Source organism: Streptomyces sp. NPDC048643 (genome assembly GCF_040650615.1).
In the GTDB taxonomy this organism is placed as follows: Bacteria; Actinomycetota; Actinomycetes; order Streptomycetales; family Streptomycetaceae; genus Streptomyces.
In genome coordinates this window covers 127,502-154,330 of sequence record NZ_JBEZHO010000004.1, presented here as the reverse complement: position 1 = coordinate 154,330, position 26,829 = coordinate 127,502, and the positions used below count along the sequence as shown (strand labels likewise).

The following is a 26,829-nucleotide window of genomic DNA, read 5'->3' as shown; positions in this document are numbered from 1 at the left end:
CACGGTACAACTGCCCCATGAGCGAGGCACTTCAGTCCCTCCTCGATCTGCTCGACCTCGAGCGGATCGAGGAGGACATCTTCCGCGGCCGGTCCCGTTCGGCCGTCGTCCCCCGCGTCTTCGGCGGGCAGGTGGCGGCGCAGGCACTGGTCGCCGCCGGGCGCACGGTCCCCGCGGACCGGCACGCCCACTCCCTGCACGCCTACTTCCTGCGGGCGGGCGATCCGGGCGCCCCCATCGTCTACACCGTGGACCGCATCCGTGACGGACGGTCCTTCACCACCCGCCGGGTGGTCGCCGTCCAGCACGGACAGCCGATCTTCCACCTCTCGGCGTCCTTCCAGACGTACGAGGAGGGCCTGGAGCACCAGGCGACGATGCCGTCGGCGCCCGACCCCGAGACGCTGCCCACGGCCGCCGAACTGCTGCCCCGGTACGCCGACCGCTTCTCCGGCACCGACGTCCTCGAACGGCTCCTGGAGACCCGCGAGTCCGTCGACCTGCGCTACGTCGACGCGCCGCCGTACGGCACCGTCGGCGAGGTCCGCGAACCGCGCTCCCAGGTGTGGTTCCGCACCAACGGCAAGCTCGACGGCGCCGTCGACCAGCCGCTGCTGCACGTCGTCCTCGCCACCTACGTCTCCGACATGACCCTCCTCGACTCGATCCTCCTCGCGCACGGGCGCGGCGGCTGGGTGACCGGGGACGTCGTCGGGGCGTCCCTGGACCACGCGATGTGGTTCCACCGCCCGTTCCGCGCCGACGAATGGCTCCTGTACGACCAGGAGTCGCCGTCCGCGTCCGGCGGCCGGGGTCTCGGCCAGGCCCGCATCTACACGCGGGACGGCCGCCTCGCCATCTCGGTGATCCAGGAAGGCGTGGTCCGCGTCCCGCGCCAGGGCCTTCGCCGGTAAGACTGGGGCATGACTGAAGCAGCGCGGGACGAAGCGGCGGGTCCTGACGGTGGGGGCGAGAGCGTCGCCACGGTGATCGTCGCCGCCGTCGCCAATCTCGGGATCGCCCTCGCCAAGGCGGTCGCCGGCATCATCAGCGGATCCAGCGCGATGCTGTCGGAGGCCGCGCACTCCGTCGCCGACACCGTCACGGAACTCCTGCTGCTCACGGCCCTGAAACGCAGCGAGAAACCGGCCGACGAGGAGCATCCGCTGGGCTACGGCCCCGAGCGCTACATCTGGGCGCTGCTCGCCGCCGTCGCCACCTTCGTCGGCGGCGCGGTCTTCTCGATCTACGACGGCATCCACACCCTGGTCGCGGGGGAGGAACTCGGCAACCCCCTCGTCTCGTACATCGTGCTCGGCGTCGCCTTCCTGCTGGAGGGCTTCTCCCTGCGGACGGGACTGCGGCAGGCCCGCGGCGAGGCCGCCCGCGTCGACACCACGTTCAAGCACTACCTGCGGCACACGCCGGACACCGCCGTGAAGGCCGTCGTCCTGGAGGACTCGGCGGCCCTGATCGGCCTGGTGTTCGCCGCGGGCGGCCTGCTGGGCGGCCAGCTCACCGGCTCGGGCGTCTGGGACGGCGTCGCCTCGCTCCTCATCGGTGTGCTGCTGCTCTACGTCGCCTGGGTGCTGGGGCGGTCCAACGCGGAACTCCTCATCGGACGGCCGCTGCCCAAGGCCATGCGGGAGCGGATCCGGGCGGAGCTGCTGGCGGTCGAGCACGTGGAGGCCGTCCTGGAGCTGACGACGCTCATGCAGGGGCCGCGCGAGGCACTCGTGGCCGCCAAGGTCGACTTCCGGGACGTGTCGACGGCGGCCCAGATCGAGTGGGCCTGCGAACAGGCCGAGGACCGGCTCCGGGCGGTGTTCCCCTCGGTGATCCGGGTCTACCTGGACCCGACGCCGGGGTACGCCCAGCGTCGGGCGGAGGGCCTGAACCCCTGGCCGTGACGGGACTCGGGCCGCTCACCCGGGGATCCGGGACACGCGCGCGTGCCGTACGGCGTGCCGGGCGTTACGCCAGGCCGGCTTCCTTCAGCAGATACGCGGTCATCGGGTCGTAGTGGCGCGGGCTGACGACGTGGTCGTCGAGCGGGACCACGACCTGCACGGTGCCCTCCGCCTCGGCGAGGAACAGGGCCGGGTCGTTGCAGTCGGCGTAGCCGACGGAGTCCACACCCTGCTGGCCCGCGCGGCCCGCCCAGCCGTGGTCGGCGACGACCAGGTCGGGCAGCGGGCGTCCCTCGCGCGCCAGGCCGTCGAGGATCGCGCGCATCGGCTCGCCGGAGTGCGTGTGCCACAGCGTGGCCCCGTGCTCCAGCACGGCGACGTCCGCGAACTGCATGACGTAGCCCTCGTCCGTCTGGAGGCCTTCCGGGATCACGACGATCTCGCAGCCGGCGGCGCGCAGCGCGGCGGCCGTGGCGCGGTGCACGTCGAGCAGACCGCCGGGGTGGCCGGTCGCGAACAGCACCCGCTGGCGCCCCTCGGCCGCCTTGCGCAGCCGGGCCGCGAGGCGGTCCAGACCGTCCACGGTCAGCTCGGGATCGATGGTGTCCTGCCCGTAGCGGAACTCCGGGTCGTCGTTGACACCGACCCGCTCCGCCATCACCGCGAGCACGTCCTGCTCGTCGGTCCAGCGGTCGCCGAGCTCCAGACCGAGCCACCAGTTGCGCTCGCCGTTGGCCAGCTTGCGGTAGTGGGAGAGGTTGTTCTCGCGGGGGGTGGCGACATCGCCCGCGATGCGGGTCTTCACGAGATGGTCGACAAGTTCGGCGCGGCTGGGAGTCCCGGGTATCGGCATACCTCCCATTGTGCCGGTGGGCCCTGGCCGAGGGCGCGGCCGTTCCGGTCGCTGGGACGCGCGTCACTCGGGAGTACGGGCCCGGGGGCGGGCCGGGGTGGGCGGTGAGACCGGGAGAGGTCCGTTGTCAGTGGCGTGGTGCAGGATCTCCCCCACGGGTCGAGGGACGCCGAGGGATGTCCGACGGACGGGGGAAGCAGTGGCGGTCACCAATGTTCAGGTGGGGGACCACGCGTTCCTGCGCGGGCTGTACCGCGACGGGTACTACCCGGATCACCTCGTCGACCGCGGCCGGATGATCCTGCTGGGCCTGTGCGAGCGGATCGAGGCGGAGCGGCCCGCGGACCTCGCTGCGCTGTACGTGCTCACCCACGCGGCGACCGAGGAGTTCAACGCGCTGCAGGACGCGTTCTGGGAGGCGGACAGCGACATCGAGACGGTGGCCCGCGAGGAGATAGCGGAGGACTTCTGGTTCGTGGCCTCGGCGTACGGGTTCGCCGCCGCGGACGTGGAGGAGCTGATCGCCCCCCGGGACTGGTGAGTTCGAGGGAACGGAGGCCGCCGGACCAGCGGCGGGCCGTGCCTCACCCGGCTCGGAGCGCGAACCACAACTCCATCCGTACGTCCGGATCGTCGAGGTCGGCCTCCAGCAACGCCGAGCAGCGCGCGATGCGTTGGCGGACGGTGTTGCGGTGGACGGCCAGAGCCACCGCCGTCCGGTCCCAACTGCCGTGCAGGGAGAGCCAGGCGCGCAGGGTCTCGGTCAGCGCGGGCGTCCCGGCGAGGGGCGCGAGAAGGGCCAGGGCGTGGGCCTCGGCGTCGCCCGCCGGGAGGAGATCGGCGAGCGCGGGGCGGTCGCCGTGCCGGACCAGGGCGGTGCGGGTCGCGCGGGCGCGGGCCAGCGCGCGGGCCGCCTGGGTGTCGGCCGCCGGCCACGCGTCCGGGCCGGCGGGTGCGCTGACGCCGCAGGTCCAGCCCGACTGCTCGGCGGGCGCGCGGTCACCGGGGACGAGGACGCGGACGACGTCGCCGTCCACGTCGACCAGCGCGGAGCCGAGGGCCGCCCCGAGCGCGGTGGCGGTGACGGCGTCGGGGGCGGGCCCTTCCCCGGTGCGGCACGCGTGCACGACGGTCCACCGCTCGCCGCCGAGGAGTGGCGCCACCGCCTCGGGCGCGGCACCGAGCAGCAGCCGAACCAGCGCCGCCGACCGGGCCGCACCGCTGCCGCTCTGGTGTTCCCCGGTCAGGAGCGAGAGCAGCACGGACGCGACGGAGGCGATCGTGTGGTCACCGGGGTCGCGGCGCGGCGCGGCGATCCCGAGCACGAAGCCCTGACCGCTGCCGAGGGCGTAGGCGGCGAGATGGACGCCCTCGACGGTGTCGGTGGCGGAAGAAGGCCTGGGTGAAGGGGCCCCCGCCCCTTGATCCGGGCGGACGACGCCGGCCAGCTCGGAGAGGGCGACCTCGGGGGGCGTCACGGTGAGACGGGCGTCGGTGGAACCGGGCCCCCCGGCGGCGGGCGGGTTGACGCGGGTGCTTGCGGGGGTGCCGGCGGAGGCGCTCGCCGGTGGGTCGTCGCGGGTGCCGGCGGCCGTACCCGCCCGGGTGGCCTCGCCGGTGCCGGTGGCGCTGCCTGCCGAGGTCGCCGTCGGGGCCGCGGAGGCGTCCCCCGAGGCACCCCGCCCGGAGGCGCTCCCAGCCGTCGAGGCGTCCGGGATCCTGCCGGTCCGGGCCAGTTCCGTGCCCTCCGGGCCGTACAGGACCGCGAGGCCGCCCACCCGCTGGGCGAGCTGCCGGAGCACGGCCGGGACGGGATCGGGGCGGGCCGCCGCTGCCGCGAGGCTCTGCTGGGCCTCGGTCACCCGCCGCAGCTCGGCCAGCCGGGCCTGCGCCATGAGCTGCCACACGGCGCGGGCGACGCCGGAGAACGTCGTGCGGGGCGGCACCTCCAGCAGCGGCAGGCCGTGGGCGTCGCAGGCCGCGACCAGCGCGGGTGGCACCTGGTCGTGCACCGGGGCCAGTCCGAAGCCGAGGGCCGCCCCGCCCGCCGCGACGATGCGGGACACATAGTCGTCGAAGTACCCCCGCAGGCTTCCGGCGTCCCCCGCACGCGGGGTGCCGTCCGGGCCCTCGGCCGGCTCCGGGACGTGGACCCCGGCGGTGAGCAGCAGCTCGCCGCCCAGCAGGTAGGGATAGGGGTCGGCCATCTCCGAGGTGTGCGCCCAGCGGATCACGGTGCCGGGCGCGGCGGGACCGGCGATCTGCCGCAGGCCCAGGTCCTCGCGGGCGAGGAGCGCCGACAGCGGAACCGGGGGAGTCGGCGGTACGGCCGGAGCGGACGCGGTGGACGCGGCAGGTGGGACGGACGGGGCTGTCGGGGACTGTGGGTCCGGCACGGTGGACGGTTCCTCCATCCTGCTCGGCTCGAATGGATGAAACGTACACTTCGCAGTCGCTTTCCGGCCACCTAGTGTCGGTCCCGACCGGCAGCCGCGGGTACGGGCGGATGTCCCCGCGATCAGTTGCCGGCTCCCCACACCACCGCACGACACGCCACCCAGTGCCCGGAGGAGACCCATGGCCGTCGACTACACAGTGATCGTCGTCTATCTGGCCGGCATGCTGGCCATGGGCTGGTGGGGCATGCGCCGCGCCAAGTCCAAGAGCGAGTTCCTGGTCGCCGGGCGGCGCCTCGGGCCCGCCATGTACTCCGGCACCATGGCCGCCATCGTCCTCGGCGGCGCGTCCACCATCGGCGGCGTCGGCCTCGGCTACCAGTACGGCCTCTCCGGAGCCTGGATGGTCTTCACCATCGGACTCGGCCTGCTCGCCCTCAGCGTCTTCTTCTCGGCGCGCATCGCCCGCCTGAAGGTCTACACCGTCTCCGAGATGCTCGACCTGCGCTACGGCGGCCGGGCCGGCCTCATCTCCGGGGTCGTCATGTGGGCGTACACCCTGATGCTGGCGGTCACCTCGACCATCGCGTACGCCACGATCTTCGACGTCCTCTTCGACATGAACCGGACGCTCGCGATCATCATCGGCGGGTCGATCGTCGTCGCCTACTCGACCCTCGGCGGCATGTGGTCGATCACCCTCACCGACATGGTGCAGTTCGTCGTCAAGACCATCGGCGTGCTGCTCCTGCTGCTGCCCATCGCCGTCATCAAGGCCGGCGGGTTCAGCGAGATGAAGGCCAAGCTGCCCACCGAGTACTTCGACCCGCTGGGCATCGGCGGCGAGACGATCTTCACCTACGTCCTCATCTACACGTTCGGCATGCTGATCGGGCAGGACATCTGGCAGCGCGTGTTCACCGCGCGCGGCGACAGGACGGCCAAGTGGGGCGGCACCGTCGCCGGCACCTACTGCCTGGTCTACGCCGTCGCCGGCGCCGTCATCGGCACCGCGGCCAAGGTGATGTACCCGAAGCTGCCCAGCGCCGACACCGCCTTCGCGACCATCGTCAAGGACGAACTCCCCGTCGGTGTGCGCGGCCTGGTGCTCGCCGCCGCGCTCGCCGCCGTGATGTCCACCTCCTCCGGCGCGCTCATCGCCTGCGCCACCGTCGCCAACAACGACATCTGGTCGCGGCTGCGCGGTGCCGTGAAGCCCGGCGCCGCCGAACACGACGAGGTCAAGGGCAACCGCGTCTTCATCCTGATCATGGGCGTCGCGGCGATCGGCACGGCGATCGCGCTCAACAACGTCGTCGAGGCGCTCACGGTCGCGTACAACCTGCTCGTGGCCGGACTGCTCGTGCCGATCCTCGGCGGACTGCTGTGGAAGCGCGGCACGGCGCAGGGCGCCCTCGCCTCCGTCGTGGTGGGCGGTCTCGCCGTCGTCGGCCTGATGGCCGGGTACGGCATCCTCGCCAACGAGCCCGTCTACTACGGGCTGCTCCTCTCCCTGGCCGCCTACGTGATCGTCTCGCTGGCCACGCCCGCGACCGACGCGGCGGTGCTGGCCGTCTGGCGCGAGCGGCTGGCCGGCCGCACCGCCGAACCCTTGTCCGAACCGGTCCCGGTTCACCAGTAGAGTCGCACTAGTTGTACTTAGTTGTACATACGCGACGAAGCGTAGGAAAGAAGGCATCACCCCATGAGCAACGAGACGCCCCGCGGCCCCGTCGACTCGTCCCGCGTCCCGCGGTACGCCGGCCCCGCGACCTTCGCCCGGCTGCCCCGCCTCGACGAGGTCGGCACCGCCGACGTCGCCGTGGTCGGTGTGCCGTTCGACTCCGGCGTCTCGTACCGGCCGGGCGCCCGCTTCGGCGGCAACGCCATCCGCGAGGCGTCCCGGCTGCTCCGCCCCTACAACCCGGCCCAGGACGCCTCGCCGTTCGCCCTCGCCCAGGTCGCCGACGCCGGTGACATCGCGGCGAACCCGTTCAACATCAACGAGGCCGTCGAGACGGTCGAGGCCGCCGCCGACGAACTGCTCGGCACCGGCGCCCGGCTGATGACCCTGGGCGGCGACCACACCATCGCGCTGCCCCTGCTGCGCTCCGTGGCCAAGAAGCACGGCCCGGTCGCGCTGCTCCACTTCGACGCGCACCTCGACACCTGGGACACGTACTTCGGCGCCGAGTACACCCACGGCACCCCGTTCCGCCGTGCCGTCGAGGAGGGCATCCTCGACACCGAGGCGCTCTCGCACGTCGGCACGCGCGGCCCGCTGTACGGCAAGCAGGACCTCACCGACGACGAGAAGATGGGCTTCGGCATCGTCACCTCGGCGGACATCTACCGCCGCGGCGCCGACGAGGTCGCCGACCAGCTCCGTCAGCGCATCGGCGACCGCCCGCTCTACATCTCCATCGACATCGACTGCCTCGACCCGGCGCACGCCCCCGGCACCGGCACCCCCGAGGCGGGCGGCATGACCTCCCGCGAACTCCTGGAGATCCTGCGCGGACTCTCGTCCTGCAACCTGGTCTCCGCCGACGTCGTCGAGGTCGCCCCGGCCTACGACCACGCGGAGATCACCGCCGTGGCGGCGTCCCACACCGCCTACGAACTGACCACCATCATGTCCCGCCAGATCGCGGAGGCCCGGAACAAGTGACCCACGACCACGACCTGGTGCTCCGTCCGACGGCGGCGCAGACGGAGGCCGCGCTCAACCCGCCCCCCGGCCGCAACGGCGGAGACCTGGTCGTGGAGACCCTCTCCGGTCTCGGTGCGACGACCGTCTTCGGGCTGCCCGGCCAGCACGCGCTCGGCATGTTCGACGCGCTGCGCCGCTCCTCCCTCCAGTACGTCGGACTGCGCGTCGAGAACAACGCCGGGTTCGCGGCGGACGCCTACGGCCGGGTCACCGGCGAGGCCGCGCCGCTGCTGCTGTCCACCGGCCCCGGCGCGCTGACCTCGCTGGCCGCCCTCCAGGAGGCACGGGCCGCCTCGGCGCCGGTGCTCGCCATCAGCAGCCAGATCCCCACCGCGGGCCTGGGCGGCGGACGCCACGGCTATCTGCACGAACTCCCCGACCAGCAGGCCTCGTTCCGGGGCGTGGTCAAGTCGGTCCACACGGTCCGTACGCCGTCGCAGATCCCCTCCGCGATCGCCGCGGCCTGGGAGTCGGCGCTCACGGCCCCGCACGGACCGGTGTGGGTGGAGATCCCGCAGGACGTCCTCCTCGCCGAGACCTCCCTGCCCGTGGTGACCGCGATGGACGCCACCCCCGAGGACGTCGTCCCGCGCCCCGAACTCACCGCGCTGGCTGCCCATCTGCTCTCCACGGCCGAGCGCCCCGCGATCATCGCGGGCGGCGGTGTCGTGCGTGCCGACGCCTCCGGCAAACTGCGCCTGCTCGCCGAGAGGCTGAACGCGCCGGTCGTCACCACCTTCGGCGGCAAGGGCGCCTTCCCCTGGGAGCACCCGCTGTCGCTCCAGTCCTGGCTGGAGGACCGGCACACGACCGACTTCCTGGAGGACGCCGACGTCCTGCTCGTGGTGGGTTCCGGACTCGGTGAACTCTCCTCGAACTACCACACGTTCAAGCCCCGCGGCCGGGTGATCCAGATCGAGGCCGACCTCGGCAAGCTGGAGTCCAACCACCCGGCGCTCGGCATCCACGCGGACGCCCGCCTCGCGCTCTCCGCGCTCCTGGAGACGGTGGAGGAACGCCCCGACGCGTCGGCGGCGGACCGGGTGACCTCGGTGCTCGCCCAGGTCGCGGACCGTATCGCCGGTCAGGAACTCACCCTGGAGCAGGACGTGCTGGCGGCCGTGCGCCGCGCCCTGCCGGCCACCTCGCCGTCCTTCTGGGACATGACGATCCTGGCCTACTGGGCCTGGTCGGCCTTCGACCCGCGCGGCACCAACACCATGCACTCCGCCCAGGGCGCCGGCGGTCTCGGCTACGGCTTCCCGGCGGCGCTCGGCGCGGCCGCCGCCGACCCCTCCCGCCCGGTCCTCGCGGTGTCCGGCGACGGCGGCGCGCTGTACTCCATCGCCGAGCTGGCGACGGCGAAGCAGTACGGCCTGCCCGTCACCTGGCTCATCGTCGACGACGGCGGCTACGGCATCCTGCGCGAGTACATGACGGACGCGTTCGGCCAGGCGACCGCCACCGAGCTGTCCCGCCCCGACTACGTGGCCCTCGCCGAGTCGTTCGGCGTGCCGGGCACCCTCACCGGCCCCGAGACGCTGGAGGCGGACCTGGCCGAGGCGCTGGCCGCCCCCGGCCCCTCGGTCGTCGTGCTGCCCGCCGTGCTGCGCATGTTCGCGCCGACGCACCTGGACTGACCGGGCCGGACGCGGCGGCGGAAACGCGGGAGCGCCGGGGAGTGTGCGAGACACTCCCCGGCGCTCCGCCGTACGGCCGGACTCGGTGAGGGCTCAGCGAAGCGACGAGCCGAACAGTGCCTTCACGTCGGGCGCCGCGATGGTCTTCGGGCCGAACGCGAGGGCGGACGTGGTGGTCAGGCCGGTCGTCGTGCCGCGCAGCACCCAGACCGCGCCGGCCGAGGCGTTCTCTGCGGTGGAGGAGGCGGCGAGGTCGCGCCGGCCGTTGCCGTCGACGTCCAGCAGCGCGGTGGCCACGCCGAACCGGTCGTCGGTCTCGGCGACGCCGGGCATGCCGGCGGTGTCCTGGTGGAAGACCTGGGTGCCCGCGCCGGTCACGCCGGAGGCGCCGCCGTGCACGAGGGCGACCGAACCGGCGTCGGCCACACCGGCGACGTCCTCGCCGGCGATGCCGAGCGCGATGTCCGCGTAGCCGTCACCGGTGACGTCGGCGACGGAGACGGCGGAGCCGAGCTCGTCGCCCTCCTCCTGGACGCCGGGGAAGCCGGCCAGGTCCTGGTCGAAGGTCTGCACGTGGTCGGTGAGTCCGGCGGAGGAACCGTAGGCGATCCGCACCTTGTCGTTCCAGCCGTCGGCGCCGACGACGACGTCGTCGAAGCCGTCGCCGTTCACGTCGCCGACACCGGTCCCCGACGCGGTCCGGCTCACGCCGTCACCGGGGGCGTCGGTGCGCTTGAAGCCCGTCGGGCTGCCGTACAACAGCCGGTTGCCCCACGTCCCGTCCCCGGTGTAGTACCACTGCACGATGTCGTCCCGGCCGTCGCCGTTGACGTCGCCGACCTGGCCGGAGACGACGGGACCGGTGATCGAGTCGCCGTCCTCCTCGCAGCCGCCGCCGGTGGCGCAGGTGGCGTCGTCCTCGTCGTAGCCCCACCAGGCGGACTTGTCGAGGATGTTCAGGACGGCGGCCGGCTTGCCGGCGCGGGAGACCGGGCCCTTCCACAGGGCGGCCGGGGCGCCCGCGGGGTCGTCCCCGCCGACGGACTGCGCGGAGAACAGAGCGAGGTCCGTGGTGCCGTCGCCGTCGAAGTCACCGGCCTCGGGCGCGGCGCCGTACCCGGCGATGGCGGTGCCCCCGGTGAGCCCGGAGGCGGAGCCCCACAGGACGACCGAGCCCGTCGTGCCGCCGGCGATCACCAGGTCGGTGTAGCCGTCCTTGTCCAGGTCGCCCTTGGTGAAGGCCGAGCCGAAGCGCTGGCTCGCGGTGGCGGAGCCGGGCACGCCCGTGGTGGAACGGCTGACGATCTGCTTCTTCGCGGTGGACAGGCCGCTCGCGGAGCCGTACATGATCGCCACGTACCCGGCCTTGGCCTTGCTCGACACGGTGGCGTCCGGCGCTCCGACGACCAGGTCCGCGTAGCCGTCCTTGTTGAAGTCGTCCTGGACGGCCGCCGATCCGGTGGCCGCCTGGGCGGTCGCGCCGGTGAGGGCCCAGGCGCCGGCTCCCCCGGCCAGCAGGGCGGCGGCGGCCAGCGGCGCGGTCAGCCGCGTGGAGCGGTCGCGGCGTCGTGCTCGGGACATCAGGTGCTGCCTTTCGTCGTCTTCCGGACGCGGTGGTCCGACGCGTCCACGGAGTGCGACTCGGGCGGGGGGTCACTGGTTGTACATCCTGAGGCCATTCATTTGTCACCATCCGGTGACAGCGGTGCGCGCGGGCCGCCTGAACTCCCGTGATCACTGGGGGAGTTCAGGCGACTACGGCGACCGTCGGGGCTACCAGATCGCTTCGACCCACTCGGGGTGGTCGATGAACGGGTTGCGGTTGTGCTGGTAGGTGTCGTAGATGACCTGGTTGCGCTTCTCCTCGAAGGCGCTCGGCGGGTCCTGCTCGTTCCACTGCTTCAGCACGGACAGCTTGCCGATGTAGGGGGCGCTGCCGTTGTTCACCTTCTCGTCGGGCTCCAGGTCGGCGAACCCGTCGCCGCCGTCGTAGCGCACGGCCATGTAGAGGATCATGCGGGCCACGTCGCCCTTGTCCGCGGCGCGCGGCTCGAAGGAGTCGGAGTCCACGCGACTGCCGCCGCCGTTGGTCACCGTGCTGCCGCCGTTGTCGAAGTCCAGGTTGCCGCGGATGCCGTTGACCTGGACGTCCGCCGGGCGCAGGTGGTGCAGGTCCGTGCCGGGTCCGGTCACCTCGCCGAAGTCGCCGTGCGACTTGGCCCAGGTGTGCTCACGGTTCCAGTCGCCGACGTCGCCGCCGTTGAGGGTCTTGCTGCGGGAGACGCCGCTGTACAGCAGGATCACGTTGCTGCTGTTGTTCGGGTCCTGGTCGGTGACCTTCAGCGCGTTCCAGACCGCGGAGTACGAGATCTTGCTCTGGCTGCTGATGATCGTGTGCAGCGAGGACTTGAGGCTCGTGCCGGTCTTGCCGACCGCGTTCTTGTAGTACGTGCTGTCGTACGAGGTGTTCGTCGCGCTCGCGGGGGACGCGGTCACGGTCGGGAGGGTGAGTCCGACGAGTACCGCGGACGTCGTCAGCGCCAGGGTCTTCCAGCGCCGTATGTGCGTGGCGGGCATGGGGGTGTCCGTTCTACGCGGGTTGAATGGAGCGGATAACCGGGAGCGTGACATGGACATGCGGTGCATGGGGTTAAGGAGAGGTGTCGGTTCTGTGTCGGGATTCAACAAACTGTGCGGCGTGCACGGGAGTTGACGCGCCGGCGGCCCCCGGCCGGGAGGGGGGCTCCGCCGGGGGGCCTCCCCGCCCGTCCCGTCCCGCCCCCGCCGACCGCCCTCCCGGACGCGCGGCTCCCGTCGTCAGAGCACCCGCACGACTGTGGTCAGAACACCTGTACAACTATCGGGCGCCTCGGCGAGTCATCTGGGGCGAGCGCGCCGGGGGTGCGCTCGTATCGGTCCAAGGGGATGGGAAGCCTCCATGACTCACCGGATATCCCGGGGTGCCCGTGTGCTCGCAGCGAGCCTGGGCGCCGGGGTGATCGTGCCGTTCGCGGTCGCCGCGGCTCCCGCCGCCGCCGCACCGGCGCCCACCGTCGGCTGTACGTCGGGCAAGGCCGGTCTGGCCGCCAAACTGCAGAAGGACATCACCGCCGCGCTCGCGGGCCGCAGGGGCACTGTCGCGGTCGGTCTCTACGACCGGAGCACCAGGACCACCTGCACGCTGCGGAGCACGTCCGCCTTCGACTCGGCGAGCGTCGTGAAGGTCACGGTCCTCGCCACGCTGCTGTGGGACGCCAAGAAGCACAACCGCTACCTGACGTCCCGCGAGACGAGTCTCGCCACCGCGATGATCACCCAGTCCGACAACACCGCGACCAGCACCCTGTGGAAGCAGCTCGGCACGACCAAGGTGAAGGGCTTCCTCGCCGCGGCCGGGATGACCGGGACCAAGCCGGGCGCGGACGGCTACTGGGGCCTCACCCAGATCACGGTCCGCGACGAACAGAAGCTGCTCGCCCTGCTCACCGCCAAGAACTCCGTGCTGAGCGACAACGCGCGCGCCTACGTCCTGAAGCTGATGGGCAAGGTCGTCTCGTCGCAGCGCTGGGGCACCCCGGCCGGGGCGCCCTCGTCGGTCGCGGTGCACGTGAAGAACGGCTGGCTCTCGCGCGCCACGAACGGCTGGCGGGTGCACAGCGTCGGCACCTTCGACGGCGGCGGCCACGACTACACGATCACGGTGCTCACCCAGGGCAACAGCACCATGGACTACGGCGTCGCCACCATCCAGGGCGTCGCCCGGGCCATCCACAAGGACCTCGTCCCGGTCACCGTCAGTGCCCACCGGTACACGCCGACGGCGATGCCGCGGGAGGCCTTCCCGGCCGTCCCCGCGCGCTGATCGCGAGGTCGTCCCCCGCGCCCGCCCGTCCGGCCTCCGCGCCGGGCGGGCGGAGGATTGTTGCGGAGGGATGAAATCCGCTTCACTCGGTGTTGGTGCCTCCGGCGGAGTGAGATCTACGGAAGGTATCGGCGTGGCGACGGAACGGGGATGGGCACGGCGACTCGCCGGGTACGCGTGGCGGTACCCGAAGGACGTGGTGCTCGCACTCGGGTCGTCCCTGGGCGGCATGGCCCTGATGGCCGTGGTCCCGCTGATCACCAAGGTGATCATCGACGACGTGATCGGCGACCACAGCCGCGGCATGGCCCCCTGGGCGGGCGCGCTGATCGGTGCCGCCGTCCTCGTCTACGCCTTCACCTTCGTCCGCCGCTACTACGGCGGCCGGCTCGCCCTCGACGTCCAGCACGACCTCCGTACCGACATGTACCGGACGATCACGCGCCTGGACGGGCGGCGGCAGGACGAGCTGTCCACCGGACAGGTCGTGGGCCGCGCGACCAGCGACCTCCAGCTGATCCAGGGCCTGCTCTTCATGCTCCCGATGACCATCGGGAACGTGCTGCTCTTCCTGATCTCCCTCGGGATCATGGCCTCGCTCTCCCTGCCGCTGACCCTGGTCGCGCTGGCCGTCGCCCCGGCCCTGTGGGTCGTCGCCAAGCGCAGCCGCTCCAAGCTGCACCCGGCCACCTGGTACGCGCAGGCCCAGGCCGCCGCCGTGGCGGGCGTCGTCGACGGCTCCGTCAGCGGCGTCCGCGTGGTCAAGGGCTTCGGCCAGGAGGAGCAGGAGACCGGCAAGCTGCGCGAGGTCGGCCGGCGCCTCTTCGCGGGACGCCTGCGCACCATCCGGCTGAACGCCAAGTACACCCCGGCCCTCCAGGCCGTGCCCGCGCTCGGCCAGGTCGCGATGCTCGCCGTCGGCGGCTGGCTGGCGGTGCGCGGCCAGATCACCCTCGGCACCTTCGTCGCCTTCTCCACCTACCTCGCGCAGCTCGTCGGACCGGTGCGGATGCTCGCGGTCGTACTGACCGTCGGACAGCAGGCCCGCGCGGGCGCCGAGCGGGTCCTCGAACTCATCGACACCCGGCCGTCGATCAAGGACGGCACCAAGGACCTGCCCGCGGACGCGCCCGCCACCGTGGAGTTCGACGACGTGTCGTTCGGCTACGAGGAGGGCCGGCCGGTCCTCGACGGCCTGAGCTTCGAGATCCGCGCCGGCGAGACCCTCGCGGTCGTCGGCACCTCCGGCTCCGGCAAGTCGACGGTCTCGCTGCTGATGCCCCGCTTCTACGACGTGAGCCACGGCGCCGTCCTCGTCGGCGGGCACGACGTCCGCGAGCTGACCACCGAGTCGCTGCGCGCCGCGATCGGACTCGTCCCCGAGGACTCCTTCCTCTTCTCCGACACCGTCCGCGCCAACATCGCCTACGGCCGCCCCGACGCCACCCAGGACGAGATCGAGACCGCGGCCCGCGCCGCCCAGGCGCACCGCTTCATCGCGGAACTGCCCGCCGGCTACGACACCACCGTCGGCGAGCACGGCCTCACCCTCTCCGGCGGCCAGCGCCAGCGCGTCGCGCTCGCCCGCGCGATCCTCACCGACCCCCGGCTGCTCGTCCTCGACGACGCCACCTCCGCCGTGGACGCCCGGGTCGAGCACGAGATCCACGAGGCGCTGAGCCACGTCATGGAGGGCCGCACCACCCTGCTGATCGCCCACCGCCGCTCCACCCTGAACCTCGCCGACCGCATCGCCGTCCTCGACGGCGGCCGGCTCGCCGACATCGGCACCCACGAGGAACTCCAGGCCCGCTCCGCGCTCTACCGCCGGCTGCTCACCGACCCGGACGAACTGGGCGGCGTCTCCCCGGGCCACGCGCGGCCCGCCACGCCCCGCGAGGACACCTCCGTACGCGACGAACTGGACGCCGAGTTCGACGCCGAGCGCGGGGTGACACCGCGCCTGTGGACGGGCGACCGCGAACCCCGCGACACCGCGCTCGACGGGATGCCCGCCACCCCCGGACTCCTCGCCCAGGTCGAGGCGCTGCCCCCGGCCACCGACGTGCCGGACGTCGACGAGGCCCAGGCGGTCCGGGCCGAGGACTCCTACGGACTGCGCCGGCTGCTCCGCGGCTTCGGCGCCCCGCTGCTCGTCAGCCTCGCGCTGGTCGCCGTCGACGCGGTGATGACCCTGCTGCTGCCCGTGCTGATCCGGCACGGCATCGACCAGGGCGTCACCCGCGTCGCGCTCGGCGCGGTGTGGGCGGCCGCCGCCCTCGGCCTGGTCACCGTGCTCGTCCAGTGGGCGGCGCAGATCGGTGAGACCCGGATGACGGGCCGCACCGGCGAACGGGTCCTCTACGCGCTGCGCCTGAAGATCTTCGCCCAGCTCCAACGCCTCGGCCTCGACTACTACGAGCGGGAGCTGACCGGCCGGATCATGACCCGGATGACGACCGACGTCGACGCCCTGTCGACGTTCCTGCAGACCGGCCTGGTCACGGCCTTCGTCGCCGTCGTCACCTTCTTCGGCATCATGGGCGCCCTCCTGGTCATCGACGTCCAGCTGGCCGTGGTCGTCTTCGTGACCCTCCCGCCGCTCGTCATCGGCACGTTCTTCTTCCGCCGTGCGAGCGTCAAGGCCTACGAACTGGCCCGTGAGCGCGTCTCGCTCGTCAACGCCGACCTCCAGGAGTCGGTGTCCGGCCTGCGGATCCTCCAGGCGTTCCGGCGCGAGGACGCGAGCGGAGCGCGGTTCACCGAGGCCAGCGACAGCTACCGCAGCGCGCGCATCCGCGGACAGTGGCTGATCTCCGTCTACTTCCCCTTCGTCCAGCTGCTGTCCTCGGTGGCCGCCGCGGCCGTGCTGATCATGGGCGCCCACCGGATCGACGCCGGCACCCTGTCCACCGGCGCCCTGGTCGCCTACCTCCTCTACATCGACCTGTTCTTCGCGCCCGTGCAGCAGCTCTCGCAGGTCTTCGACGGCTACCAGCAGGCCACCGTCTCGCTGGGCCGCATCCAGGAACTGCTCCAGGAGCCGACCTCGACGAAGACCGCCGACGAACCCCTCGACGTGCTGTCGCTGCGCGGCGAGATCGCGTTCGAGGACGTCGACTTCGCCTACGGGCCCGCAGGCGAGGCCGAGGAGGCGCTCAGCGCGGTGTCGCTGCGCATCCCGGCCGGCCAGACCGTCGCCTTCGTCGGCGAGACCGGCGCGGGCAAGTCGACCCTGGTGAAGCTCGTCGCCCGCTTCTACGACCCGACCGGCGGGCGGGTCACCGTCGACGGCACGGACCTGCGCGCCCTCGACATCACCTCCTACCGCCACCGCCTCGGGGTCGTCCCCCAGGAGGCCTACCTCTTCCAGGGAACCGTCCGCGACGCCATCGCCTACGGCCGTCCCGACGCCGGTGACGCCGAGGTGGAGGCCGCCGCCCGCGCGGTCGGCGCCCACGACATGATCGCCACACTGGAGGGCGGCTACCTCCACGAGGTCGCCGAGCGCGGACGCAACCTCTCCGCCGGCCAGCGCCAGCTGATCGCGCTGGCCCGCGCGGAGCTGGTCGACCCGGACGTGCTGCTCCTGGACGAGGCGACCGCCGCGCTGGACCTCGCCTCCGAGGCACTGGTCAACCAGGCCACCGACCGGCTCGCGGGCCGCCGTACGACGCTGGTCGTCGCCCACCGGCTGACCACGGCCGCCCGCGCCGACCGGGTCGTGCTGATGGACCACGGCCGCGTCGCCGAGGACGGCACCCACGACGAACTGCTGCGCCAGGACGGCCGGTACGCCGCGCTGTGGCGGACCTTCGTCGGCGACCCGGAGCCGGAGGAGCCGGTCGGCTCCACCGCCTGACACCGGAGATCCTGCGGCGCGGCGGACGGGGAACGGGAGTCCCCGCCGCCGCGCGCAACCGTCCGACGTACGTTCTGCGTCCGTACACCCGTACGCTGTCTGCGGCGGAAGGGGCGAGAGTGGACCGTGGTGCGATACGTCGACGGCTGGCGGTCGGCGTGGCCGTGCTGGCCGCGTCCGCGGTGCTCGCGCTCGTGAGCCCGGGCAGTGCCCAGGCCGCCTCCAGCTCCTGCTCGGGCCGCAAGGTCCGCACCCTGTCCTTCTCGACGGGCTCCGTGCGGATCTACCGCCACGGCGACTACGTGTGCGCCGTGACCGTCCCCAAGAAGCCGGGCGCCCGCAGGTGGATGTCCGTCAGCGTGCAGGCCCGCGGCGGCCGCCCGGTGGTCGACTCCGGGCACTTCACCCGTCGCGCGGGGCCGGTGACCGTCCACGCGGGCCACCGCTGCGTCCTGTTCAGGGGATCGGTCGGCTCGGGTTCGGTGAACTCCGGTTGGATCCTCTGCTGAGCGGTCGCGGGCCCGCCCGGCATTTCCGGCCGCATCACAACAAGCTCACAGGCTTCGCCCAAGGACCCCTGGTGTCACGGGAGTTGCTCCGCTAGGTTCCGGCGGACATCTGCCACATCCCAGGGAGGGTGCATGCGCAAGGCGCTCAGATGGCTGCTGGCGCTCACGGTGCTCATAGGCACACTGAGCACGGCCGGGGCCGCCACCGCGGCCCCGCCGGAGGCCCACGGCACCACCACCGGCACCACCGGCAGGGCGGGCGAGGACATCCTGGACCGCCTCCTCGCGATCCCGGGCATGAGCCTCGTCGAGGAGAAGCCCTACACGGGCTACCGGTTCTTCGTCCTGAACTACACCCAGCCGGTCGACCACCGACACCCGTCCAAGGGCACGTTCCAGCAGCGCATCACCGTGCTGCACAAGGACACCGAACGCCCGACGGTCTTCTACACCGGCGGCTACAACGTCTCCACCACACCGAGCCGCCGCGAGCCGACCCAGATCGTGGACGGCAACCAGGTCTCCCTGGAGTACCGCTACTTCACGCCGTCCCGGCCGGCCCCGGCCGACTGGTCCAAGCTCGACATCTGGCAGGCGGCCAGCGACCAGCACCGCGTCTTCCGGGCCCTCAAGCCGATCTACCACAAGAAGTGGATCGCCACCGGCGGCTCGAAGGGCGGCATGACCGCCACGTACTTCGAGCGCTTCTACCCGCGCGACATGGACGGTGTCGTCGCCTACGTCGCGCCCAACGACGTCGTCAACGACGAGGACTCGGCGTACGACCGCTTCTTCACGCAGGTCGGCACCAAGGAGTGCCGCGACCGGCTGAACGCCGTGCAGCGCGAGGCCCTCGTGCGCCGGGAGCCGCTGGAGAGGAAGTACGCGGCCTACGCCGCCGACAACGGCTACACCTTCACCACCGTCGGCAGCCTCGACAAGGCGTATGAGGCCGTCGTGCTCGACTACGTGTGGGGCTTCTGGCAGTACAGCCTGCTCGCCGACTGCGACACGATCCCGGCGAACGCCGCCTCCGCCACCGACGACGAGATCTGGGACTCCGTCGACACGATCTCCGGCTTCTCCTTCTACACCGACCAGGGCCTGGAGCCGTACACGCCGTACTACTACCAGGCGGGCACCCAGCTCGGCGCGCCGACGATCCACTTCCCGTACATCGAGAAGAAGTACGTCCACTACGGCTACCAGCCGCCGCGGAACTTCGTGCCGCGTTCCATCCCCATGAGGTTCCAGGCGTCCGCGATGCGTGACGTGGACAGCTGGGTCCGCCACCACGCGCACCACATGCTGTTCGTGTACGGCCAGAACGACCCGTGGGGCGCCGAGCGCTTCCGCGTCGGCTCCGGTGCGCGCGACGCGTACGTCTTCACGGCCCCCGGCATGAACCACGGCGCGAACGTCGCCGGTCTCGCCGCCGACCAGAAGGCGCTCGCCACCGCCCGCATCCTCCAGTGGGCGGGCGTCGCTCCGGCGGCGGTCGCGGCGGACCCGTCGGCGGCCCGGCCCCTCGCGCCGTACGACGCGAAGCTGGACCGGCGTGACGTCGAACGGGAGATGACGCTGCGCCCGTGAGTCCCCGGCTGCGCCCGCTCCCCTCACACGGGGCGGGCGCAGCCCACCGGCTTCGCGCCGCCGAGCTGCACGTAGAGCGCCGTGACGGACGGGCACGCGGAGCGGGCGGTCACCGCCGACGTCACCTGGTACTCCGGGGGCTTCTCGCCCGTGCCGTCGCACGCCGTCTCGCGGACCTCGCCGCGGCCCGCACCGTAGACGCAGTCCCCGACGATCGTACGGGGGCCTCCGCCGCCTCCCGGGTCGCCGGGGTGCGGGGGTTCGAGTCTGCGCATGCAGGCGTAGCCCTGGGGGACGGTGCCGTCGCCGTCCTCGTCGGAGGCCGGCCTGCTCTCGCTGATGTGCAGGACGAAGTCGGTGGTCGCCGGGCAGGCGGGGCCGTCCGCGACCTTGCCGTCGTGGCGAGCGGTCACCCGGGCGGCGGCCCGTTCGCTGGAGCAGGGCACCTCGGTGAAGCTGGTCGTGCCGAACGAACTGCACTCGCCACGGGCGAGGAAGACCGTTCCGTAGCCGGAGACGCGGGTCGACGCCGGGGACGGGAGGGGCTCGGCGGCTCCCGCCCCGGACCACCGGTCGCACCCCGCGAGGGCGGCCGTGACCAGCAGCAGAGCGGCCGTCCCGCCCGCGGAACGCCGGAACACCGAGCTGGCTCGCATGGCTTACCCCCGTACCCCCGCCCAGCGTGGCCCGCCGAGGCGGGCACACGCCAGACATCCGGGTCCCTTTGGCTCACTTGGGGGTGGGCCGCCGGGTGGGCTGCGTACGGCTAGTACGTCAGGCCGTGCCCGATCGGATACAGCACCTGCGTCGGGTCGTCCGCCCGCTGCACGGCCACCGGGAGGGTGCCGCGCGGCTCCGCCCGGCCGGCGATCACCCGGGCGGCGGCGCGCACTTCGACGTCGATCCAGGAGTAGGCGGCCACGCAGGCGCCGACCCCCGGGAGCTGGGCGACGTCGTACGGGTTGCGGACGGAGACGGCGACCACGGGCACGCCCGTGGCGACGAGCCGTTCGACGAGGGTCTTCTGGGACCCGGTCGCCGTGACGTTGTACGTCGCGACGACCACGACGTCCGCGCCGCCCGCCGCCGTGACGGCCTCGGTGATCTTCGCCGCCGTCGGTGCCGTGCCCGTGGACAGGGCGGTCGCGGTGAAGCCCAGTTCGGTCAGGGCGCCGGCGAGCACGGTGGTGGGCGGCCCGTCGGAGAGGGAGGGGGAGGCCGGGTCGGCGCCCACCACGAGCACCTTCGGGGTGCGCCGCCGGGACAGCGGGAGCAGCTTCTCCTTGTTGACCAGCAGGGTCGTGGTCCGCTCCGCGATCCGGTCGGCCTCCCTGAGGTGGGCACGCGTGCCCACCACCCGGTCGACGGCCGCGTCCTTGACGTACGGGTCGCTCAGCAGGCCGAGCTTTGCCTTGAGGCGCAGGACGCGCAGGATCGATTCGTCGAGGCGGGCCTCGGTCAGCTCGCCGCCGCGTACCGCGTCCAGCACGGCGTTCCACGCGACGTGCAGGTCCGGCGGGTTGAGGAGCTGGTCGACACCGGCCTTCAGGGCGAGGACCGGGACGCGGTCGTCGCCGTACTTCGTCCGCACGCCCTCCATGCCGAGCGCGTCGGTCACCACCACACCGTCGTAGCCGAGTTCGCCGCGCAGGATGCCGGTGAGGATCGGGTGGGAGAGGGTGGCGGGGTCGCCGGCGTCGTCGAGGGCCGGGACCATGATGTGCGCCGTCATGATCGAGTCGATGCCGGCGCGGATCGCCGCCCGGAACGGCACCGCGTCGAGCTTCTCCCACACCTCGCGGGTGTGGGTGATGACCGGGAAGCCGAAGTGGCTGTCGACGGCGGTGTCGCCGTGCCCGGGGAAGTGCTTGGCCGTGGCCGCGACCGCCGAACTCTGGTAGCCCTTCACCTCGGCGGCGACGAGGCCCGCGACCGCGTCCGGGTCCGCGCCGAAGGAGCGGACGCCGATCACCGGGTTGGCCGGGTTGACGTTCACGTCGGCGTCCGTGGAGTAGTCCTGGCGGATGCCGATCGCGCGCAGCTCGGCGCCGCTGATGGTGCCCACCGTCCGGGCGTCGGCCCGCGAGCCGCCCGCTCCCAGCGCCATGGCGCCGGGGAACAGGGTCGCGGGCTTGCCCACGCGGGCCACTATCCCGTGCTCCTGGTCGGTGGAGATGAGCACGGGCAGCCCGCGCGGCTGGTCCAGCGAGGCGCGCTGGATGCCGTTCGACAGGTCGGCGATCTGGTGCGGGTCGCGGGTGTTGTGCGCCCAGGCGAAGTAGATGATGCCGCCGACGCGGTACTTGGCGATCAGCTCCTCGGCGGTCCTGACGCCGATCTCCGCGAGGTTGGCGTCGATGTCGGCCTGGTCGGGTGCGGTGGCCGAATGGCCGTAGACCCGCATGACGAACAGCTGGCCGACCTTCTCCTCCAGGGTCATCCGGGACACGATGGCGCGCAGCGCCTTGTCCCCGTGCGGGGCGCGGGCGTCGGCCGCGTGGGCGACGGGCCCCGTGGCGAGTGCGGCGCTGACGCCCGCCGTGGCGGCGAGAACCGTACGCCGGGAGGGTCTTGACGGTGTGTTCGGCCCGTCCGGACCGGACGGGCCTGCGGTGCTTCCCGTGCTGGAGTCGCGCACAAGCGCTCCTTCCCTCGTGAAGGAAACTTCCAAGGAGTCACGAATATCCAGGAAGTTTCTTCCAGTCAAGGGTGTGCACAGTAACGGGGGGAGGGCCGCCACCGGCGCAGTTGGAGGGGGGCGCGCCGGTGACGGCGTGCTGCCGGCCGCAGGCGGCGGAGAGGGTAAGTCAGCGATCGCAGCCAGCAGCGAGGCCGACACCGCTCTGCGGAGACTCATCCGGCAGCACGCGGTTGGGACGAAGCGGGAGGAGCCGGGGTTCCCGGAATCGGGGAGAACGCCGCAAGTCGGTACGGACGGGACGCGGGGGGCCGGTGGTCCGTCCGGCCGGGGGCCGGAGGAGCGGTGGTCCGTCCGGCCGGGTCCCGGGGAGCCGGTGGTGCGTCCTGCTCCGGGTCGGGGCTCGTGGTCCGCCGGTGGCGCGGGATCGGTGGTCCGTCCGGGCCGGGCCGCGGGCCGTGATCCGTTCGGGCGGTGGCGCCCAGGCTCGGTTCGACCGGGCCCGTTGCGCGGCGGCTGTGTTTCGTCCGGAACGGGGCGCGGGCCGGTGGCGCGGAGCTGGTGGTCCGCCCGTCCCGGGGGCGCGGACGCCGGCTCAGTTCCTCGCCGACACCGCCGGCCAGTGCGTCTGGAGCGTGCGGACCGTCTCCGCGATGGCCGGGCGGCGAGCAGCTCCCGAGCGCCACAGCGCGTACAGGCGGCGCACGGGCAGCGGGTCGAGCGGCACCTCCACGACCCCGGCGGGCAGCGGCCCGCGGCCGAGCCGGGGGATGAGGGCGACGCCGAGGCCCGCGGCGACGAGGGCGACCAGGGTCGGGTTCTCGTCGGCCTGGTGGACGATGTCCGGCTCGCAGCCCGCCGCCCGCAGCGTGCGGACCAGCCAGTCGTGGCAGACCCGACCCGGCGGCTGGCAGATCCACCGCTCGCCGCCGAGGTCCTCGCGCCGCACCGAGGACCGCCCGGCGAAGGGATGCCCGGCGGGGACGAGCAGATCGCACAGGTCCTCCCCGATCGCGGCCTGCTCCACCCCGGGCGGCGCGGGCAGCGGGGCGATGTCCCAGTCGTGCGCGATCGCCAGATCGACCGCGCCCCGGGCCACCAGATCGACGGAAAGATGCGGGTCCACCTCCGTCAGCCGGGTGTCCAGGGCCGGATGGCGGACGGCCAGATCGGCCAGCACGGCGGGCAGCAGACCCCGCGCGGCCGAGGCGAACGCGGCCACCGTCAACCGCCCCGCGGGCAGCCCCCTGCGCTCCTCCAGCTCGGTCTCGGCGCGCTCCACGATGGCCAGCAACTGCTGAGCGGTGGCGGCCAGTTGCTCTGCCTGCTCGGTGAGCCGGACACCGCGCCCCTGCCGCTCCAGCAGGACCGTCCTGGTCTCCCGCTCCAGCTTGGCGATCTGCTGCGACACCGCGGAGGGGGTGTAGCCGAGCGAGGCGGCGGCGGCACCGACCGTGCCGTGCACCGCCACGGCGTGCAGGGCGCGCAGACGCTGGAGATCGAGCATGGGGCCTCCCGGGACACGACATCGCTCGCCGCCAGCATACGTAAGCATCGCTTCATCCATTCATGCAGAGATCCGCGCTGGTGCTACACGGTGCGGTCGTCCGATGCTCGACGCATGCGCCCCGCCCACATCGCCCTCGCCGTCCTCGTCGCCGCCGTCTGGGGCGTGAACTTCACCGTCATCGAGGTCGGCCTCGACCACTTCCCACCGCTTCTCTTCTCGGCCCTGCGCTTCCTGGTGGCCGCCCTGCCCGCCGTGTTCCTCGTGGGCCGCCCCAAGGTGGCGTGGAAGTGGATCGTGGCCGTCGGACTCGCCCTCGGCGTCGCGAAGTTCGGCCTGCTGTTCATCGGCATGGACGCCGGGATGCCCGCGGGCCTGTCCTCCCTGGTGCTCCAGATCCAGGCGGTGTTCACGGCGCTCCTCGCCTTCGCCTTCCTCGGCGAACGCCCCAGCGGCGTCAGGGTGGCGGGTATGGCGGTGGCGCTCTGTGGCGTGGGCCTCGCCGCCGTCGACGAGGGCACGGCAGGACCGCTCGGAGCCTTCGCCCTGGTCATCGCGGCGGCCGCCTGCTGGGGCGTCTCCAACGTCCTCACCCGCAAGGCGTCCCCGCCCGACCCGCTCAACTTCATGGTGTGGGTGAGCACCGTGCCCGTCCTCCCGCTGCTCGGCCTCTCGCTGCTCACCGAGGGCCCCTCCCGCGACCTCGACGCGCTGCGCGCCCTGGACTGGCAGGGCGCCGGAGTCGTCGTCTACGTCGCCTGGATCACCACCGTTTTCGGCTTCGGCGCCTGGGGCTGGCTGCTGCACCGGCATCCCGCGTCCACCGTCGCCCCCTTCTCGCTGCTGGTCCCGGTCTTCGGGATGTCGTCGGCGGCCCTGTTCCTCGGCGAGTCCGTCGGCCCGCTGCGCTGGGCGTCCGCGGCCCTGCTGGTGGCCGGGGTCGCGCTGACCTCACGGACGCCCCGGACGGCCCGGACGGCGCGCACAGCGCTCTTGTCGAGCCCCGCGCCGACGGTTAGCGTCCCGACGGACAGCGCTCACCGCGCCTGCGACCCGACCGGGAAAGCGGCCCCCCGATGACCTTCGAAGCCCCCGCCTCAGCCGACCCCGTCGTCACGCTCGCCGTCGTCGGTGCCGGTGACCGGGGGACCGGTCACGCGCGCTGGGCCCTGGACCACCCCGGGCGGGCCAGGGTGGTGGCCGTCGCCGAACCCCGTGAGCCGCGGCGCCGCCGTTTCGCGGCCGCCCACGGCCTGGAGCCGGACGCCGCCGTCGGGGACTGGCGGGACCTCGCCGCGCGCGGCCGGATCGCGGACGCCGTACTGATCTGCACCCTCGACCGCGAACACCTCGAACCCGTCCTGGAGTTCGCCGCCCTCGGTTACCACGTCCTGCTGGAGAAGCCGATGGCCCTCACCGAGGACGAGTGCCGGGCGATCGTCGACGCCGTGGAGCGCGCGGGGGTGACCCTCGCCGTCGGGCACGTCCTGCGCTACACGCGCTACACCCGCGCGGTGAAGGAGGTCGTCGACTCCGGGCGGCTCGGCGACGTCGTCAACGTCCAGCACCTGGAACCCGTCGGCTTCTGGCACCAGGCGCACTCCTTCGTGCGCGGCAACTGGCGCAACACGCGGGAGGCGACGTCGATGCTGATGGCCAAGTCCTGCCACGACATCGACTGGCTGCAGTACGTCCTCGGGCAGCCGCCCGTCCGCGTCTCCAGCTTCGGACGCCTCTCGCACTTCCGCCCGGAGAACCGGCCCGAGGGCGCGGCCGACCGCTGCCTGGACTGCGCGGTGGAGCCCGACTGCCCCTACTCCGCCCGGCGCGAGTACGGCGACCGGCTCGCCCGCGGCGAACACCACTGGCCGCTCAGCGTGCTCCTCGACGACTTCACGCCCGAGGCTCTGGAGACGGCCCTGCGCGAGGGCCCGTACGGGCGGTGCGTGTACGCCTGCGACAACGACGTCGTCGACCACCAGGTGGTGTCGATGGAGTTCGCCTCCGGGGCCACCGGCACCTTCACCATGACGGCGTTCACCGAACAGGCCGACCGCCGGACCCGGATCTTCGGCACCCGGGGCGAACTGCGCGGCGACGGCGAGAACGTGAGCGTGTACGACTTCCTGACCCGGACCGAGGAGGCCGTCGACCTCGGCCGCGCCGGCGGCATGGACGCGGCGGGCGGCCACGGCGGAGGCGACGCCGGCCTGATGGACGCCTTCGTCGCCGCCGTCGCCACCAAGAACCCCGCTCTGGTGAAGTCCGGCCCGCGCGAGTCCCTCACCAGCCACCTCACCGTCCTGGCCGCCGAACGCGCCCGCCTCGCGGGCACCGTGGAGACCGTCTAGGGCCGACCACCACGACTGCCCGACGGATCCCGATCCACCAACCTCGCGGCTGTCGAGCGCAGTTGGTCGCGTACGGCGGTCAGTACCGGGTCGGTCTCCGCGCCCGCGCGGACGGCCGCGAACACGTTCCGGGACGGCTGCGCGCCCCGTGTGCTCAGCAGGGCGAGCCGGCGCCGTTCGTACAACGGCCGGACGAGCCGCGGGACCAGGGCCACGCCCCGGCCCGCCTCGACCAGTGCGGCCAGGGCCCCCCAGTCGTCGACGGCGTGCCGGACGTCCGGGGTGAAACCGGCGGCGGCGCAGACCGAACGGGCCACCGCGCCGCAGCAGCCGGCCGGGTCGCCGATGATCCAGGGCTCGCCGGCGAGTTCCCGCAGATCGACCGGGCCGCCGCCCGCGAGCCGGTGACCGGCCGGCAGAGCCAGGTCCAGGACGTCCCGGAGCAGGTCGAGGCGGTGGTAGCGCCGGTCGGTGTGCGGGGGAGCGGCCGCGAAGTCGACGGCCACGGCGAGGTCGACCTGCCCGGCGTCCAGAGCGGTGAACAGGTCCGGGGGCGCCGCCTCGACGACATCGATCCGCACGTGCGGCAGTTGATCCGCCAGCGTCGTCAGCGCGTCCGGGAGCAGACCGAGGATGCCGCTGGAGAAGCAGCCGACCGTGACCGTCCCCCGGCCGCCTCCGTCGTAGGCGGTCAAGTCGGCTCTGGCGCGCTCCAGTTGGGCGGCGATCAGATCGGCGTGCGCCAGCAGAACCCGCGCCTGCCCGGTCAGCCGGACGCCCCGGCCGTCCCGTTCGGTCAGCGGCACGCCCACCTCGCGTGCGAGCGCGGCGAGTTGCTGGGAGACGGCGGAAGGCGTGAGGTGCAGGGCCGCGGCGGTGCGGGCCAGGCTGCCCCGCCGCCGGAGTTCCCGCAGCACGGTCAGGCGACGCAGGTCCATGGTGAAGGTCTCGCTTACCTGTTCCACCGGAAAAGATTAACTGGACCGAATGCCCCG

20 protein-coding genes are annotated in these 26,829 nt (G+C 72.8%); 12 read left to right on the top strand and 8 right to left on the bottom strand.

Features of this window, described 5'->3' with window-relative positions; genetic code table 11:
• Positions 1–17: 17 nt before the first annotated feature.
• Together AB0C62_RS05965 and AB0C62_RS05960 are read left to right on the top strand one after the other, a co-directional pair.
• On the top strand, positions 18–914 hold the full coding sequence (locus tag AB0C62_RS05965; RefSeq protein WP_362969955.1) for an acyl-CoA thioesterase II: 897 nt from the start codon (positions 18–20) through the stop codon (positions 912–914).
• A 9-nt stretch (positions 915–923) separates the two neighbouring features.
• Positions 924–1,910: a cation diffusion facilitator family transporter gene (locus tag AB0C62_RS05960; RefSeq protein ID WP_362969953.1), complete on the top strand. Its 987-nt coding sequence runs from the start codon at positions 924–926 to the stop codon at positions 1,908–1,910.
• A gap of 64 nt (positions 1,911–1,974) precedes the next feature.
• Here AB0C62_RS05960 and AB0C62_RS05955 read toward each other — a convergent pair whose 3' ends face one another.
• Positions 1,975–2,763 (bottom strand): phosphatase, encoded by a 789-nt coding sequence (locus AB0C62_RS05955; RefSeq protein WP_362969951.1) that lies wholly within the window; start codon positions 2,761–2,763, stop codon positions 1,975–1,977.
• A gap of 199 nt (positions 2,764–2,962) precedes the next feature.
• On the opposite strand from AB0C62_RS05955, the gene AB0C62_RS05950 reads away from it, so the two are divergent.
• Complete coding sequence (locus AB0C62_RS05950) at positions 2,963–3,304, top strand: DUF5713 family protein (RefSeq protein ID WP_362969949.1); 342 nt, start codon at positions 2,963–2,965, stop codon at positions 3,302–3,304.
• A gap of 43 nt (positions 3,305–3,347) precedes the next feature.
• Here the strand turns inward: AB0C62_RS05950 and AB0C62_RS05945 are convergent, their stop codons facing one another.
• Positions 3,348–5,159, bottom strand: coding sequence for a PucR family transcriptional regulator (locus AB0C62_RS05945; protein ID WP_362969947.1), 1,812 nt, complete (start codon positions 5,157–5,159; stop codon positions 3,348–3,350).
• A gap of 181 nt (positions 5,160–5,340) precedes the next feature.
• Between AB0C62_RS05945 and AB0C62_RS05940 the strand changes: the two genes are divergently transcribed.
• The 3 genes from AB0C62_RS05940 to AB0C62_RS05930 all read left to right on the top strand — a co-directional run bounded on the left by AB0C62_RS05940 (position 5,341) and on the right by AB0C62_RS05930 (position 9,512).
• Positions 5,341–6,801, top strand: coding sequence for a sodium:solute symporter (locus AB0C62_RS05940; protein WP_362969945.1), 1,461 nt, complete (start codon positions 5,341–5,343; stop codon positions 6,799–6,801).
• 63 nt (positions 6,802–6,864) lie between these two features.
• Positions 6,865–7,830 carry an agmatinase gene (gene speB / locus AB0C62_RS05935; protein ID WP_081217395.1) on the top strand — a complete coding sequence of 322 codons (966 nt, stop codon included), beginning with the start codon at positions 6,865–6,867 and terminating at the stop codon, positions 7,828–7,830.
• Positions 7,827–9,512 (top strand): thiamine pyrophosphate-binding protein, encoded by a 1,686-nt coding sequence (locus AB0C62_RS05930; RefSeq protein WP_362969943.1) that lies wholly within the window; start codon positions 7,827–7,829, stop codon positions 9,510–9,512. The genes speB and AB0C62_RS05930 overlap by 4 nt, the downstream gene beginning before the upstream one ends.
• A gap of 93 nt (positions 9,513–9,605) precedes the next feature.
• On the opposite strand, the gene AB0C62_RS05925 is transcribed toward AB0C62_RS05930, so the two are convergent.
• Entirely contained in the window at positions 9,606–11,093 is a 1,488-nt protein-coding gene (locus AB0C62_RS05925) for an FG-GAP and VCBS repeat-containing protein (protein WP_362969941.1), read from the bottom strand.
• A 192-nt stretch (positions 11,094–11,285) separates the two neighbouring features.
• Positions 11,286–12,089, bottom strand: a complete 804-nt coding sequence (locus tag AB0C62_RS05920) for an endonuclease (protein WP_362969939.1) — start codon at positions 12,087–12,089, stop codon at positions 11,286–11,288.
• 361 nt (positions 12,090–12,450) lie between these two features.
• Here AB0C62_RS05920 and AB0C62_RS05915 point away from each other — a divergent pair, with 361 nt between their 5' ends.
• The 4 genes from AB0C62_RS05915 to AB0C62_RS05900 all read left to right on the top strand — a co-directional run bounded on the left by AB0C62_RS05915 (position 12,451) and on the right by AB0C62_RS05900 (position 19,338).
• Positions 12,451–13,374, top strand: a complete 924-nt coding sequence (locus AB0C62_RS05915) for a serine hydrolase (RefSeq protein WP_362969937.1) — start codon at positions 12,451–12,453, stop codon at positions 13,372–13,374.
• Between the two features lie 133 nt (positions 13,375–13,507).
• Positions 13,508–17,236, top strand: coding sequence for an ABC transporter ATP-binding protein (locus AB0C62_RS05910; RefSeq protein ID WP_362969935.1), 3,729 nt, complete (start codon positions 13,508–13,510; stop codon positions 17,234–17,236).
• 119 nt (positions 17,237–17,355) lie between these two features.
• Positions 17,356–17,745: a hypothetical protein gene (locus AB0C62_RS05905; protein WP_362969933.1), complete on the top strand. Its 390-nt coding sequence runs from the start codon at positions 17,356–17,358 to the stop codon at positions 17,743–17,745.
• A 132-nt stretch (positions 17,746–17,877) separates the two neighbouring features.
• Positions 17,878–19,338, top strand: a complete 1,461-nt coding sequence (locus AB0C62_RS05900; RefSeq protein WP_362969931.1) for a S28 family serine protease — start codon at positions 17,878–17,880, stop codon at positions 19,336–19,338.
• A gap of 23 nt (positions 19,339–19,361) precedes the next feature.
• Here the strand turns inward: AB0C62_RS05900 and AB0C62_RS05895 are convergent, their stop codons facing one another.
• From AB0C62_RS05895 to AB0C62_RS05885, 3 genes are all read right to left on the bottom strand, one after another.
• The gene (locus AB0C62_RS05895) at positions 19,362–19,994 is read right to left on the bottom strand and encodes a hypothetical protein (protein WP_362969929.1); all 633 of its coding nucleotides are present in this window, start codon (positions 19,992–19,994) and stop codon (positions 19,362–19,364) included.
• A 110-nt stretch (positions 19,995–20,104) separates the two neighbouring features.
• Positions 20,105–21,976 (bottom strand): glycoside hydrolase family 3 protein, encoded by a 1,872-nt coding sequence (locus tag AB0C62_RS05890; protein WP_362969927.1) that lies wholly within the window; start codon positions 21,974–21,976, stop codon positions 20,105–20,107.
• 595 nt (positions 21,977–22,571) lie between these two features.
• The gene (locus AB0C62_RS05885) at positions 22,572–23,483 is read right to left on the bottom strand and encodes a LysR family transcriptional regulator (RefSeq protein ID WP_362969925.1); all 912 of its coding nucleotides are present in this window, start codon (positions 23,481–23,483) and stop codon (positions 22,572–22,574) included.
• Between the two features lie 114 nt (positions 23,484–23,597).
• On the opposite strand from AB0C62_RS05885, the gene AB0C62_RS05880 reads away from it, so the two are divergent.
• Together AB0C62_RS05880 and AB0C62_RS05875 are read left to right on the top strand one after the other, a co-directional pair.
• Positions 23,598–24,563, top strand: coding sequence for an EamA family transporter (locus AB0C62_RS05880; protein ID WP_362969923.1), 966 nt, complete (start codon positions 23,598–23,600; stop codon positions 24,561–24,563).
• Positions 24,560–25,834 carry a Gfo/Idh/MocA family oxidoreductase gene (locus tag AB0C62_RS05875; protein ID WP_362969921.1) on the top strand — a complete coding sequence of 425 codons (1,275 nt, stop codon included), beginning with the start codon at positions 24,560–24,562 and terminating at the stop codon, positions 25,832–25,834. The genes AB0C62_RS05880 and AB0C62_RS05875 overlap by 4 nt, the downstream gene beginning before the upstream one ends.
• Here AB0C62_RS05875 and AB0C62_RS05870 read toward each other — a convergent pair.
• Entirely contained in the window at positions 25,831–26,799 is a 969-nt protein-coding gene (locus tag AB0C62_RS05870) for a LysR family transcriptional regulator (RefSeq protein WP_362969919.1), read from the bottom strand. The two genes, AB0C62_RS05875 and AB0C62_RS05870, sit on opposite strands and share 4 nt — an antisense overlap.
• Positions 26,800–26,829 lie beyond the last annotated feature (30 nt).